The sequence below is a fragment of the Sphingobium naphthae genome (genome assembly GCF_043589935.1).
GTDB classification, from domain to species: Bacteria; Pseudomonadota; Alphaproteobacteria; order Sphingomonadales; family Sphingomonadaceae; genus Sphingobium; species Sphingobium naphthae_A.
This window is the reverse complement of record NZ_CP171454.1, coordinates 1,174,733-1,187,189: the sequence shown is the minus strand read 5'-3', so window position 1 is coordinate 1,187,189 and position 12,457 is coordinate 1,174,733. Positions and strand designations below refer to the sequence as shown.

Genomic DNA, 12,457 nt, shown 5'->3' with positions numbered 1-12,457 from the left:
GGTCCCGTCGGGGCCGCCCTTTTTTCGTCACAACCCGGTGACGGACGCGCATTTGGTCTTGGGGGGAAAGCGCGTATCGGCGGTCGGCGTCTGGAACTGGGTGGACCGGGCGCGGAACATGGCGTGCCGCGAGAAATCGACCGGCAGCGACAGCATCTGGAACGGCACGCTGCTGAAGATCGGCTGGTAGCGATAGGTGACCTGGACATGGAACAGCAGCTCGTCCAGCGCCATCGTCCGGTTGTCGGGCAGGGTGGCGAGGCTGGTGGTCTGGTTGCAGCCCACTTCGGGCGTCACGACATAGTGGCCGTCGAACCTCTGCCACAGGATGCGGCTTTCGACTTTGCTGTCCGCATTCTGGTCGGTGCCCTTGACCGCGGTGATGACGATGCGCCCATCATTGCGCAGGTCGAACGGCTGCGCCGTCAGGTCCAGTGCGGAAAACAGGTCGTAAATCTGCGCTTCGCTCGCGCCGATCGCGCCGGCGCCGCTCTGCGCGACAAGGTCGGCCGCCATGGTGGCAAGGCGCTGGGTGCGGTTGTTAGCCATGACATAATTGGCCATTTCGATCCCGGCGAGCACGAAGCCCAGGAACAGCGGCAGGGCGAGGCCGAATTCGATCAGCGCGACGCCCGACCGATCCGTCGCCAGCCGTGTCAGCAAGCGGCGCATGCGCATCAGGACGTCCTCCGCACGACAGATTCGTTGCGCACCACCGTGGTCGCGTTCAGCGTGATGCGGTCGCCCATCAGCCAGTTCATGCCCAGAAAGCCGAACAGGATGCGCTTGGGGAAGTGGACGGTATAGCTTACCACATCCCCCGGCCCGCCGAGGGTTCCAGATATGGGCGATGCGGCATCCCATTTGCCGTTCGCATTGCGGTCCACATAGGTTTCGCCCAGATCATATTGGCCGTTCTCGTTGGCGTCCTCATAGGTTTCGGGATGCGCGCTGCTGAAGTCGCTGTAGACGGTGGTCTCCACGCCGACGTGCGCCCCGGCTGCGAGGGGGAAGAAGCGCATCGCCTGCTCGATACTCTCTTCCATGATCGCAGTGCGCTGCGCCTCTGCGGTTTCCATGGACGCGGTCGAGATGCGCGCGGCTTCCGTCATGGCGCCTTCCAGCACCACGCGCGCGAAGAGCATATGTCCCAGTTCGATCGAACCGCAGATCAGCGTCAGCAACGCCGGCAGGAGGATCGCGAACTCGACCGTCGAAAGACCGGCCTGGCTTTTGATGAGGGCGCGTAAATGTCTCATTGGATCAGATGCAAGTCCACAAGTTCGGCCGCCACGTCCTGAAAGGCGCGGCGCAGCTCATCCGTGCTGCTGGTGCGATAGACGCGGCCCGGCGCGCAATTGTTGAACGCGGTGTTGATCGCGGTGCTGTTGGCGACCAGCGCGATGATGTAGATTTCCGGCGGGTTGGTTTCCCGCTGGATATTGGCGCAGGTCTTTTCGAACCGGCGAAGCATCTGGGTTTCCGTATTGGACTGGTTCGCCGAGATGCGCAGGTCGGTCCAGCGGCCGTACCAGGTGAAGGTGCGGTCCAGATAGCCATTTTGCGACTCGCCGATCTCGTTCAGGCCATCGGTCATGAAGACGAGCGCGCGACGCGGCCTTTCATTGGTCGGATTGGTGCGGGTGAAGACATCGTCGCGCACCAGCAGGCGATAGCCCCATAGCAACCCGGCATGGTGGATCGTGCCGTTGGCGGGATAGATGGCGCCATGCTGGTTGGTGATATGGCTGAGATAGGAGCTTTTGCTCCGACCATAGACGACGGGCATCGCCTCTTCGGGGCATTGCCAGTTGGGCGACGGCATCGGCGTGGTGTTGGCGCTGCCGGATGCCGTCGAACCACCCAGCGGGTTCACCCTCGAACTGGTAGGGTCCTTCCAGTGCGAACTGCTGTAATAATTGGGAATACGCTTCCAATCCACATACCAGTCATTGGCCGCGCGATTGGCGGCTGACGGCGTGTAATAGCTTCCATCCCTGCGCCGGATAACGTCATCGCTTTTGTTGGCGTCGCCATTGTTGAGGCCGATATAATAGTCGTAAAAATATTGGCGATACAGTTCGGTGTTGGCCAGATAGTCCGCGCCTGCATCACCATATGAAGATTTGTCGATGCGATACAGATTGTTGCCCGGTTCAGAGTTGTAGCTATTATAATAGCTGCTTGTTGGCGTGTTGGCGCCCGTGTTCGAAGTGGCGTTGGGCACATACATGGGCGGAACGAAATAAGGGTCCACGCGCGGATGGCTGCCCTCGCCCGGCAGGGACCGGACCAGGTCCCATGCGCCGGCTTCGGACGTCAGCCGGTTGCTGCTGACATCCTTCACCGTCGTATCGGCCATCACGCAGCCCTTCCAGGCCAGGTAATTGCCGCTGGCGTGATTCGGGATGGACAAGCCGTGCGCCGATGCTGCGGTGAAGCTGTTAAAGCCTTCAATCTTGTTCACCGCAGTGCTCGGCAACAGATTGCCGACATTCACCGTGACGTCATAGCCGATGAAGCCCAGGGCGAGGTCGCGGCGGCTTGACGCGCCCTGATGGAGGATTTCGACGAAATCGGTTGCCGCTTCCTTGAGCGCCACCATGCGGGTCCGCCCACCCGACAAATTGTCTTTCATGGACCCGGTGTCATCGAGCACCACCATGACTTCCAGCGGGCGCGGCTGAAGCTCGGCCTTGGCCACCGCCTGCATGGTGCGGGGGGCAAAGCCGAATATGCGCATGAACGTCATCGGCACGCGCGCGCGGGCGGTGACCGTCGTTACGTTGATCCCGCTGACGGTCTGGAAATCGGGGATCAGCTCCAGATTGCTCACGCCCATATAGCCGGCCGTGAAATTCCCGTAAAAATAGGCTTCGGCCTGTTTATTGCGGGCGGCGGGCGAATTGTCCGTCACGGCGAAGGCGCGCGCCCCCGCCAGCGCGGCGGCATCGACCCCGGCCTGGAGCTGCGACTTGACCAGATAGAGCCGTCCGGCGTCGACGCCAGCGCCCAGCGCCGCGATCACGGGAATGAGCCCGGCGGCCATCAGCGCAAGCGTCGAACCTCGGCGATCCGCTACCAGTCGCCTGGCGTGCGGTCCGATTATCCTGCAGAGGCTGCCGGCTCCCCCCATCAACTTCCGACTGAGCAAGTGCATATTGATCCGTTCTCGTGTAATGTTCTGCAATATGGCGCAAAATCCCTAATTTTTTCTTGGTGCGCTGCGGCATTGGTGGGCGGCTTCATCGCAGGGCGCGAAGAAGCGCCGCGTCTTCGGATCGAAAGACCTTCGGACGCGTCGCCTCGGTCGCGAGAACTGGGCGCGTTGGTAATGGAGAATGAGGATTAGTGGCGGCGCCTGCGTATTTAGTAGGGCCGCATGGTCATCGCGCCCGTAAGCCGTCTGGGGCAGGTCGCTCTTGCGCCGTCAGGTGCAGCGGGCGGTGTTGGCGGCCGACAGGTTGCCGGCATTCTTGATCGCCTGGTCGGTCCGTTCGCGCACGTTGAAGGCGCTGGTGTAGCGGATGATCTTGGGGCCGAAAATCTCGTCGCTGACGATCGGCTGGTAACGATAGGCGACCTCTACGAACATGACGGCGGTGCCGCTCATCGCCTTGACCTTGGTCGCGGCGGTCGTGCCCGGACCCATGCCGTCCTTCATGCTGGCATCGGTCTGACCATTGCCCGCGACGCCATAGCTGGACGTGAAGGCGCCATTGCCCCAGCATCGCTGCCAGCGGATATATTGCCCTTCCTTCGACCCGGTGAGGCCATTGGGCTCAAGGTCGGACAGGAAGATGCGGCCATTGGCCTGCAGCCCGAGCGACTGGGTCGACTGGTTCGCGCCGATCATGATCTCGTTGACGTCGGCCTCGTCGATCGACGTGCGCACGCGCGAGGCATTGTCAGCCACCAGCATTGCCATCTGGCTGATGCGCAGATGGGTGAGCGCCAGGTTCGCGGCCTCCAGCCCGAACATGCATAGGATCAGCAGCACCGGAAGCGAGATGGCGAACTCGATCAGCGCCACTCCGCGCTCGTCGCGGCCCAGCCGGCGCATGACAGGGTGGAGCGGCGGGATATTCCTCATGAGCAGCGGATCACAGGCGTGGTCTGATTGGCCCAGGGCTGGTTGCGCACCATGGTGGACACGGTGACCGACTGGGTAGCGCTCCACCCCATCAGCTTGGCCATGGGGAACAGGCGCGGCTGCGACACCGTCACTTCATAATAGACGATGTCGTCCGCGCTGCCGAGGCCCGTGCCTCCCGCCGACGCGTCAAAGCTGCCATTGCCATTGGCGTCCTCGTAGCAATCGCCGCTGTTATAGGTGCCGAGCGGCGCGGTGTCGGACGTGATCTTCTCCGGCTTGCCCACGCGCGAAAAATTATAATAGCTTTTCTTGACGATCCTTGGCGGGGTGGCGTTGCGGGCGGTGATCGTCGCCATTTGCTGCGTGATATAGGCGTCGAACTGCGCGCCGGTGAGCGTGCCGACCGACGCCGCGCGCGCCGCCTTTTCCAGCACGCCCCGCGCCACCGCATGCAGATAGGATCGATAGCCCAAATCGCCGATCGCCATGATGGTCAGGATCAGCGCGGGCGAAATCAGTCCGAACTCCAGCAACGTCACGCCCCGCGCGTCATGGCGCAAGCGGGCCAGCAGGGTAGCGATGCCTCCGATCATCGCGACACGCGCAGGCCGCCGATATTCTTGGCGATATCCTTGAACTTCTGGCTCAGCGCCGAAGCGGTATAGGCCATGGTCCAGTGATTGGCGCTGGTGGCGCAATTCTGCAGCGGCGTCTGGATGTCGCCTTCCGACTGGTTGCGGAAGCCGATGACCCAGATGGTGATGCCCTTCGCCTTGATCGCGTTGCACAGCATCTGCAGCCGCGTGTTGTGGATAGCCGTCAGACTGCTGTCGCTGGTGCTGCCCGAGGCGACGCGCGCATCCAATTGCTGAAAGCCATAGGCGCCATAGACCTGCTGATAGGCGCTCATGTCGCCGTCCGTCATGAAGACGATATGGCGTGATATGTTGAAGCCGTTGGGCGCGTTGGCGTTGTCGCTCGCGAAGATGCCGGTCGGCGACAGGAAGCGCGCACCCCACAGCATGCCGATGTCATGATAGGTGCCGCCGACGGCGATCAACCCGTTCACATAGCTGTCGAAACTGCTCGACTGGCCGGTCGGGGTCGCCGTCCGGCTGGCGTAGCTGGTCAGCCGGCGCGCCTGGCTGGGGCAGGCGTTCCACCCGCCGCTGACTCGCGACGATGTATTGAGCCAGGTGCCGGTCGAGGAATTGCTGCGCGTGAATTCGACATCGGGCCAATGCGGGCGCCATTTGCTGCCCTTCTGCGCAGGATCGGGGATGGCGTCAATATTGAGGTCCTGCGCATTGGATGGCGTGCTGCTGGTCGCGGTGCTGGACGTGATGCTGCTGTCGGTGTCCCGCTCCTCGATACAGCCGGCCCAGGTTGATGTGGACGCGACGGTGTTGCCGCTCGAGTCTTGAGTGGAACTGCTGTGATAGGCGGGATTGGGCACCGCATTGCCGGTGATATAGGCGGACACGTCCCACGGCCACTGGCGATATTCCCAGCTCCACACCGGCGTCTGTGTCGTGGTAACGGTCCGCCGCTCAACATAGCTGTTGTAGGTTACGGACGTCCAGTCGCGACGGTAGCGGTTGCTGGATGTATAGCAGTTTCCAGTGGTGTAATCGATCCCGGTCGTCGTGCGGGTTTCGGTGCTCGTTGTCGTGATCGTCCCGTCGGACGCAGTCGTCGGATTCCCCATCGTCGTGCTCGATGTCTGGTTTACTGTATCGGCGCGAACGCTTGGACAATTTGACCGGTCGGAATCCTGACCGCTGCCGCTGGTTGTCGATCCGGAGATCCTCGTCCAGCTGCCATTGTTCGTCGAGCTGTTGTAGCTGCTGATGTAGCGCCGCCGCGTCTGATAATCCCAGGTTTCGCCGCTGATACCGCCCACCAGATAGCTGGACGGCAACTGGTATCCGACATTGACCGTCGAGCTATAGGGCATGAACCCGTAACGGATGCGCCCGGTGCTGTTCGACCCCGCGCCCAGCGTGTCGTAAAAATCCTTCACCGCCTGCTTGAGCGCCGCCAGGCGCGTGGTCGTGCCGCCCTTGCCGTCGGAAATGGAATAGGCCATCGACCCGGTGGTATCGAGCACCAGCATGATGTCGGTATTGCCGATGTCGAACCGCGATTCGCACGTCACCGACAGCGGCAGCGTCTGGTACCCGAAAATCTTCATGACCGTCGTGGGCAGGGTGGTGGACGCCGTAACCTGCACGGTGGTCGTCTCGCCCGGCTTGCTGCGGATCACGGGCGAGAATGCCGCCGCCTGAAACGTGCCCTGGGGAAAGTTGAAGTCGAAGAATTTGCGCGCTTCGGTGATGTTGGCGGCGGTCATGGACGACGTCGTCATCGCCCGGCGTCCGGCCAGAGCGGCGGCGTCGCAGGCCTGCTGCATGCGTGCGCGGGCCATATAGGCGCGGCCCATGTCCAGCCCGCCGCCGATCAGCGCCGCGAGCGGGATGATGGCCGCCGCCACGATCGCTATCACATTGCCCTTCTGGCTCCGCGCCAGGCGGCTCATGAAACCCCGAAGATGCTCGTTGGTCTTGCCCATTACTCCGCAATCACTCATGTCGCGCCCGTCGGCCCCCCACATCAAGGCTGGGCAGTACGCCTATGCGGGCGCACTAGTTAGAATGTGTAAGAGGAAAATGGTTAAAAACTCTCAAACCAGCCTGGTCCGCAATGGCCGCATCATGTCCGTTTCGGCATGACCGACGCGTCGCTGCCGCCGCTGCCGCTGCTGCTGTCTGGCCATGCCGGCGCGGATGCCGCGCGGCACCGGGCGATCTGGGCCTATGATGGGCGATTGGCCGGGATCGCGCGCACGACGCGTGAGCGCGCGATCGGGCAGATGCGCCTCGCCTGGTGGAATGACGTGATGGAGGATGACGCCGGTCTGAAGGGGCAGGGCGAGCCCGTAGTCGACGCGTTGCGCGCCACCGGCGCCATGGCGGCGCCCGGCCTGGTCGCGATGATCGACGGCTGGGAAGTGCTGGTGGTGGAGGAGGAGATCGACGCCCAGGGTCTGCGCGACTATGCGGCCGGGCGCGGCGGCGGCCTCTTCCGCGCGCTCGCGCGGCAGGACGCCGCACCCGACTGGCTGACCGCCGCGGGGCAGGTATGGGCGCTGTGGGACCTGGCCGGCCATGTCGAGGATGCAGCGCTGGCGGACGCGGCGCTGACGCTCGCCCGGGCCCAATTGCCGCTGGTTGCCGATGCGCGCTGGACCAGCGCATGGCGGCCGCTGCGCATTGCCTTCACCCTTGCGCGGCAGGATGTGCTGGCGCGCCGCGGCGCGCCGCGCGGCATGCCCCGCGGACTGGCATTGCGGCTGCTGCGGATCGCGCTTGTGGGACGCTGACGCCTCGGGCTAAGCTGCCGCCGGGATCAGGCGGAGGAGGGCGGACATGGGGCGACTGCTGGCGGGCGGCATGGCGGCGCTGCTGCTGGTGGCGGGCGGCCTTTTCTGGTGGTCCAGCCGTGCGGGCCAGACGCCCTTGCCCCAGCTCACCGCCGCCCCGCCGCCACCGCCCGCGATCGAGCCGTTGCCGCAGGGCGATCCCGACGCAAAGGGCAAGCCGCCGCCCATGCCGGCGCAGGCGCGCCCCGAAACGCGCGAGCAGAAGCGCTTTGCCCGCTACGACCGGGATCGCGATGGCGTCATCACCCGGCTGGAAATGATGGGCAGCCGCACCAAGGCCTTCAAGGGCCTCGACAAGGACGGCGACAATCTCCTCTCCTTCGAGGAATGGGCCGTCGCCACATCGGATCGCTTCGGCGCGGCGGACGGTGACAAGGACGGGAAGCTGACACCCGCCGAATTCGCCACGACCGCCCCCCAACGATTGCCCAAGCCGAAATGCAAATGCTAGGCTGGCGCGGAAGACGTCGCCGCCGTAGCTCCTGCTTTCGAATGAACCTCAGGCCAGTTCCATCTCGCCCATCCACGCGCCCAGCGACGCGCGGGCGCGGGCGGTATAGGCTTCCTTGCGCTGCTTCTTCTTGACCTCGTCCAGCGGCGGGAACAGGCCGAAATTGACGTTCATCGGCTGATAGTCGGCCGTCGCCACATTGCCGGTCACATGGCCCAGCAGCGCGCCCAGCGCCGTATCGGCGGGCGGCGGAGCCAGCGCGCGGCCCAGCAGCTCGGCGGCCGCGAACCGCCCGGCCAGCAGCCCGATCGCCGCGCTTTCGACATAGCCCTCGCACCCCGTCATCTGCCCGGCAAAGCGGATGTGCGGTGCGCTCTTCAGCCGCAGCGTCGGGTCGAGGAGCTTGGGGCTCTGGATGAAGGTGTTGCGGTGCAACCCGCCCAGCCGCGCGAACTCCGCCTTTTCCAGGCCGGGAATGGTGCGGAACAGTTCGACCTGCGCGCCATGCTTCAGCTTGGTCTGGAAACCGACCATGTTCCACAGCGTGCCCGACGCATTGTCCTGCCGCAACTGCACCACGGCATAGGGCCAGCGGCCCGTGCGCGGATTGTCAAGGCCCATCGGCTTCATCGGTCCATGGCGCAGCGTTTCCGGACCCCGCGACGCCATCACCTCGATCGGCATGCAGCCTTCGAAATAGGGAGTGTTCGCCTCCCATTGCTTGAACTCGGTCTTCTCGCCGTCCAGCAGTCCCTGGACGAAGGCCTGATACTGGTCCTTGTCCATCGGGCAGTTGATATAATCCTTGCCCTCGCCGCCGCCCGGGCCGATCTTGTCCCAACGATTGGCCATCCAGCACTGGTCCATGTCGATGCTGTCGACATGGACGACCGGCGCGATCGCGTCGAAAAAGGCGAGATGCTCCATCCCCGCCACCTGGCCGATACTGTCGGCAAGCGCCGGCGCGGTCAGCGGCCCGGTGGCGACGATGGTCATGCCCTCGGTCGGCAGCGTGTCGATCCGCTCGCGCACGATCTCGACATTGGGATGCTCGGCCAGGGCGCGGGTGACCGCGTCGGAAAAGACATGGCGATCGACGGCGAGCGCAGACCCGGCGGGCACTTTCGCGGGCTCGGCGCTTGCCATGATGAGCGACTCCAGCCGCCGCATTTCCTGGTGCAGCAGGCCGACGGCATTCTTGTCGGCGTCATCAGACCGGAAGCTGTTGGAGCAGACCAGCTCGGCCAGCCCCTCGGTCTGGTGCGCCGGCGTCATGTCCCCCGCGCCGCGCATTTCTGACAGGCGGACGCGGATACCAGCCTGCGCCAGCTGCCAGGCGGCTTCCGACCCGGCGAGCCCGCCGCCGATGATGTGAACCTGATAATGGGGCATGACTTCGCCTGACTTCGCACTCTTCGTAGATGGATTGGTGGCGCCCGCCAGTGGGGCATATCGGTGAGCGTAGCAAGGATTAAGCTGGTCGGAGTGGTCAGCGGCAGGCCGGATTGTTGGCTCGGGGCATCGTTATAAAGCTGATCGTGCGGGGAGCAAAGGACGCCAGACCTGCGGGCCGGGCGCTTCCGGTGAGCGGCGGCAACCGGTCGCTCGCTCCCAGCGCCAATATCGTGCCGTTCAACAGCGCGCCTTGTCCAGCCGTGGGCGCGGATAGGGTATAGCGTCGGCCGTCATGCGGCAGGTCGATCACCAAGCGCGCGCGGTCGCTATTGTTGATGATGAGCAGGGACACGGAACCATGTCCTTCCGGCCGGCAATGCGCATAGATGTGCATGCCCATCCGAATGGGCACGCCGCTGTCCAGAACCTTGCTCCCCATGAGCCGGTGCCACAGCAAGGCGGCCCAGTAATTGGCCTTGGGTGTAAGGTCCCGAGGATCAAGGAGGGCGTAGTCACTGGCGGCCAATGTGTTGTGCGCGACGACCTTCACGCCCGCGCGGGCAAGGCGCCCCAGTTGATCGAGATAACGGAAGCTGTCAGTGAAGCTGCCGCTCCACGGATTGCCTCCGCAGGCGGCGTCCGCGCTTTCGGTCAGCCAGACCGGTTTGCCAGGCGCATAGCGATCACGCAGCGCGGCATAATGGTCATAGGTTTCGATGGTGCGGCCTAGCCATTCCTCTGACAGCGCGTCTTCGATCCTGGTCTGCGGCAGGCGCGCGCCTGCGCAGCGCAGCGACGCTGCGCCATAATGATGGTATGAAAAGGCGTCGACGCCCGGACCAGCGGCAGCCATCAGGTCCGGGGTGGCGATCGCGCCGGGCAGGTGGGGCGGCATGCCCCAGGGGCGTGGGGTTTCGGTCGCAGAGCCGGGGCCCAGCAGGATGGTGGTGGGCGAAAGGTCGTCCATCAACGCCTTGAAACGCTTGAAGTCGTGTCCGTAGGCGACGGCGTCATAGCCCTTGGGCGCACCGCCTATGCCAGCCATGGACGGTTCATTCATGAATTCGGCTGCGGCGATCCGGCCCCCACTCCGCTGGGTGAAGGCCAGCCATCGGCGCGCCTGATCGGGCATCCAATCGCCTGCGGCGTTCCGCGTGCCTGGGCTGATAGCGAAGGAGGTGATGATCTCCGCGTCAACGCTGCGGGCAAAGTCGAGTACGGCCCGCCAGCGCTTTGCGCTCAGTATATTCTTGAAGCCTGGGGGTGGCTGATCGGAAGGTGTTTCGTCCTGAGAGAAATAGATGCTGTTGGCCCAGGTGCCGCTGACGCGCAGATAGGCAGGGCCGAGCGCACGCGCCAGCGCGATCAAGCGTCGACTGGAAAAATCGATCGGCGGACGATATTGATAAGCGGTCGCGGAAATGCCGCCGTGACCGGCATCATCCTCAGGCTGCGCAGCACGATCGCTGTCATAGGGTTTCCAGAAGGCGCCGCCCACGACCTCCAGCATCTCGATGTTATAGGATTGGAAGCGTGGATCGGTTTCGGTGAGCAGGGGAAGCGTTGCCGCATCCAGCCGCAGCCCCGAAGAACTGGCAGGCGGGATAGTGGTGAACGGCTGGACGCCGCCAGCCGGCATGGTCGCCGTCAACAGGGCCAAGGCCAGGACACTCGCGTCACGCGTCATCGATCTCTCTCCTTGACGCCGCTTATTCAAAGCCAGGTCGATCGGGTCAAATAGCGTTTTTGGCCATGGGCATAGGTGCTGCCTATGGACGAGACGAGCTGGCATTGCGGAAGCAAAGTGACAAATCGGTTCGCATCGGCAACAAACAGCGGCGTGCCGCGTTCGCGAAGTAGATTTCGTGCTTTCCCCGGGAGAATTGCCGATGAAGATCACCCCCATCCTGCTCGCCCTGCCGCTTGGCGCTGCCCTGTCCGCATGCGCCACCACCAGCACCTCTGCTTCCGCTCCGCCGGCCGAAGCGCCCGTGGCCAGCACCAGCCTGATGGCGGGCGACGGCAGCGCGCGCGGCACCGCGACCGTGACCGAGGCGGCCGACGGCCTGCATGTGCTGATCAAGGTGCAGGGGCTGACGCCCGGGATGCATGCGGTCCACATCCACACCACCGGCCAGTGCACCCCGCCGGATTTTACCAGCGCAGGCGGCCACTGGAACCCGACCGGGCGCGAACATGGCAAGGATAATCCGGCCGGCAAGCATATGGGCGACATGCCCAACATGCTCGCGGGCTCGGACGGCGCGGGCGAGATGGAATATGTCGTGCCCGGCGGCATGATCCAGGGCGGGTCGATGCCGCTGCTTGATGCCGATGGCGCCGCGGTCGTGATTCATGCGCAGGCCGACGACAATAAGAGCGATCCGGCGGGCAATGCCGGCGGGCGCGTCGCCTGTGGCGTGCTGAAGGCTGGTTGACGAAGCCCGGGCCAGTTCAGAGGGCGGGGGCCGCGCTCCCGCCCTCGCCAGGATAGTCGGCCACCGCTTCATAGCGGGCGCCGTCATGCCCGATCCGGCTTTCGAAGAGGCTGAAGCCATCGACCCGGAAGGCGGGGCTCGACAGACCCGCATGGACCGCCAGGAACCCGTCCACTAACCCGCCGCTCCTGCCGAAACGCGCCAGCGTGACATGCGGCAGATAGGTGCGACCCTCCGGCGCCAGCCCCGCGCGCACGCAGGCCCGGTCGATCTTGCGATGCAGCTGCGCCAGCAAATCGCGCGGCTGGACGCCAGCCCACAGCGTATCGACCACCCCCTTGCGATCGAAGCTGCCCACGCCTTCGATCCGCACGTCGAACGGCGCGAAGCGGATGCCGGCCAGCAGGTCGGCGATGTCGTTGGCGCGATGCCGATCGACCTCGCCGATGAAGCGTAGCGTGAGGTGCAGCTGCGCATCATCCTGCCATCGCGCGCCTTCCACCCCGCCGCTCAGCGACAGCAGCAGGGATCGGATCGCGGCGGGCGGGCGGATGGCGACGAACAGGCGATGCATGGGGCCGATATAGATGAGTCCCGCCAATGTGCCATGGCCGATCCGGTTTGGCTTGAAGTCG

The 12,457-nt window shown here is 64.5% G+C and carries 12 protein-coding genes; 3 read left to right on the top strand and 9 right to left on the bottom strand.

Features of this window, described 5'->3' with window-relative positions:
- Positions 1–27 precede the first annotated feature (27 nt).
- The 6 genes from ACGGKE_RS05830 to ACGGKE_RS05805 all read right to left on the bottom strand — a co-directional run bounded on the left by ACGGKE_RS05830 (position 28) and on the right by ACGGKE_RS05805 (position 6,668).
- A complete protein-coding gene (locus ACGGKE_RS05830; protein WP_394440875.1) occupies positions 28–678 on the bottom strand; it encodes a TadE/TadG family type IV pilus assembly protein in 651 nt (216 codons plus the stop codon).
- Positions 678–1,259 carry a TadE/TadG family type IV pilus assembly protein gene (locus ACGGKE_RS05825; protein ID WP_394440873.1) on the bottom strand — a complete coding sequence of 194 codons (582 nt, stop codon included), beginning with the start codon at positions 1,257–1,259 and terminating at the stop codon, positions 678–680. The genes ACGGKE_RS05830 and ACGGKE_RS05825 overlap by 1 nt, the downstream gene beginning before the upstream one ends.
- Positions 1,256–3,136: a pilus assembly protein TadG-related protein gene (locus ACGGKE_RS05820; RefSeq protein WP_394440871.1), complete on the bottom strand. Its 1,881-nt coding sequence runs from the start codon at positions 3,134–3,136 to the stop codon at positions 1,256–1,258. Before ACGGKE_RS05820 ends, ACGGKE_RS05825 begins: the two co-directional genes overlap by 4 nt.
- Positions 3,137–3,430: 294 nt before the next feature.
- Complete coding sequence (locus ACGGKE_RS05815) at positions 3,431–4,093, bottom strand: TadE/TadG family type IV pilus assembly protein (protein WP_394440869.1); 663 nt, start codon at positions 4,091–4,093, stop codon at positions 3,431–3,433.
- Positions 4,090–4,689 (bottom strand): TadE/TadG family type IV pilus assembly protein, encoded by a 600-nt coding sequence (locus ACGGKE_RS05810; RefSeq protein WP_394440867.1) that lies wholly within the window; start codon positions 4,687–4,689, stop codon positions 4,090–4,092. Before ACGGKE_RS05810 ends, ACGGKE_RS05815 begins: the two co-directional genes overlap by 4 nt.
- A complete protein-coding gene (locus ACGGKE_RS05805) occupies positions 4,686–6,668 on the bottom strand; it encodes a pilus assembly protein TadG-related protein (protein ID WP_394440865.1) in 1,983 nt (660 codons plus the stop codon). Before ACGGKE_RS05805 ends, ACGGKE_RS05810 begins: the two co-directional genes overlap by 4 nt.
- Before the next feature lie 156 nt (positions 6,669–6,824).
- On the opposite strand from ACGGKE_RS05805, the gene ACGGKE_RS05800 reads away from it, so the two are divergent.
- Both ACGGKE_RS05800 and ACGGKE_RS05795 read left to right on the top strand, forming a co-directional pair.
- The gene (locus ACGGKE_RS05800; protein WP_394440863.1) at positions 6,825–7,478 is read left to right on the top strand and encodes a hypothetical protein; all 654 of its coding nucleotides are present in this window, start codon (positions 6,825–6,827) and stop codon (positions 7,476–7,478) included.
- A gap of 46 nt (positions 7,479–7,524) precedes the next feature.
- Positions 7,525–7,989, top strand: coding sequence for an EF-hand domain-containing protein (locus ACGGKE_RS05795; protein WP_394440861.1), 465 nt, complete (start codon positions 7,525–7,527; stop codon positions 7,987–7,989).
- Between the two features lie 48 nt (positions 7,990–8,037).
- Here the strand turns inward: ACGGKE_RS05795 and trmFO are convergent, their stop codons facing one another.
- Together trmFO and ACGGKE_RS05785 are read right to left on the bottom strand one after the other, a co-directional pair.
- Positions 8,038–9,381, bottom strand: coding sequence for a methylenetetrahydrofolate--tRNA-(uracil(54)-C(5))-methyltransferase (FADH(2)-oxidizing) TrmFO (trmFO, locus tag ACGGKE_RS05790; RefSeq protein ID WP_394440859.1), 1,344 nt, complete (start codon positions 9,379–9,381; stop codon positions 8,038–8,040).
- A gap of 97 nt (positions 9,382–9,478) precedes the next feature.
- Complete coding sequence (locus tag ACGGKE_RS05785) at positions 9,479–11,071, bottom strand: hypothetical protein (protein ID WP_394440857.1); 1,593 nt, start codon at positions 11,069–11,071, stop codon at positions 9,479–9,481.
- Between the two features lie 202 nt (positions 11,072–11,273).
- Between ACGGKE_RS05785 and ACGGKE_RS05780 the strand changes: the two genes are divergently transcribed.
- The gene (locus ACGGKE_RS05780) at positions 11,274–11,822 is read left to right on the top strand and encodes a superoxide dismutase family protein (protein ID WP_394440855.1); all 549 of its coding nucleotides are present in this window, start codon (positions 11,274–11,276) and stop codon (positions 11,820–11,822) included.
- A gap of 16 nt (positions 11,823–11,838) precedes the next feature.
- Here the strand turns inward: ACGGKE_RS05780 and thpR are convergent, their stop codons facing one another.
- Positions 11,839–12,396 (bottom strand): RNA 2',3'-cyclic phosphodiesterase, encoded by a 558-nt coding sequence (gene thpR / locus ACGGKE_RS05775; protein ID WP_394440853.1) that lies wholly within the window; start codon positions 12,394–12,396, stop codon positions 11,839–11,841.
- Positions 12,397–12,457: the final 61 nt, after the last annotated feature.

Excerpts from the sequence above, each read along its gene's own strand:
- ACGGKE_RS05830 (WP_394440875.1), bottom strand. The coding sequence starts at position 678 with ATGCGCATGCGCCGCTTGCTGACACGGCTGGCGACGGATCGGTCGGGC.
- ACGGKE_RS05825 (WP_394440873.1), bottom strand. The coding sequence starts at position 1,259 with ATGAGACATTTACGCGCCCTCATCAAAAGCCAGGCCGGTCTTTCGACG.
- ACGGKE_RS05820 (WP_394440871.1), bottom strand. The coding sequence starts at position 3,136 with ATGGGGGGAGCCGGCAGCCTCTGCAGGATAATCGGACCGCACGCCAGG.
- ACGGKE_RS05815 (WP_394440869.1), bottom strand. The coding sequence starts at position 4,093 with ATGAGGAATATCCCGCCGCTCCACCCTGTCATGCGCCGGCTGGGCCGC.
- ACGGKE_RS05810 (WP_394440867.1), bottom strand. The coding sequence starts at position 4,689 with ATGATCGGAGGCATCGCTACCCTGCTGGCCCGCTTGCGCCATGACGCG.
- ACGGKE_RS05805 (WP_394440865.1), bottom strand. The coding sequence starts at position 6,668 with ATGGGCAAGACCAACGAGCATCTTCGGGGTTTCATGAGCCGCCTGGCG.
- ACGGKE_RS05800 (WP_394440863.1), top strand. The coding sequence starts at position 6,825 with ATGACCGACGCGTCGCTGCCGCCGCTGCCGCTGCTGCTGTCTGGCCAT.
- ACGGKE_RS05795 (WP_394440861.1), top strand. The coding sequence starts at position 7,525 with ATGGGGCGACTGCTGGCGGGCGGCATGGCGGCGCTGCTGCTGGTGGCG.
- trmFO (WP_394440859.1), bottom strand. The coding sequence starts at position 9,381 with ATGCCCCATTATCAGGTTCACATCATCGGCGGCGGGCTCGCCGGGTCG.
- ACGGKE_RS05785 (WP_394440857.1), bottom strand. The coding sequence starts at position 11,071 with ATGACGCGTGACGCGAGTGTCCTGGCCTTGGCCCTGTTGACGGCGACC.
- ACGGKE_RS05780 (WP_394440855.1), top strand. The coding sequence starts at position 11,274 with ATGAAGATCACCCCCATCCTGCTCGCCCTGCCGCTTGGCGCTGCCCTG.
- thpR (WP_394440853.1), bottom strand. The coding sequence starts at position 12,396 with ATGCATCGCCTGTTCGTCGCCATCCGCCCGCCCGCCGCGATCCGATCC.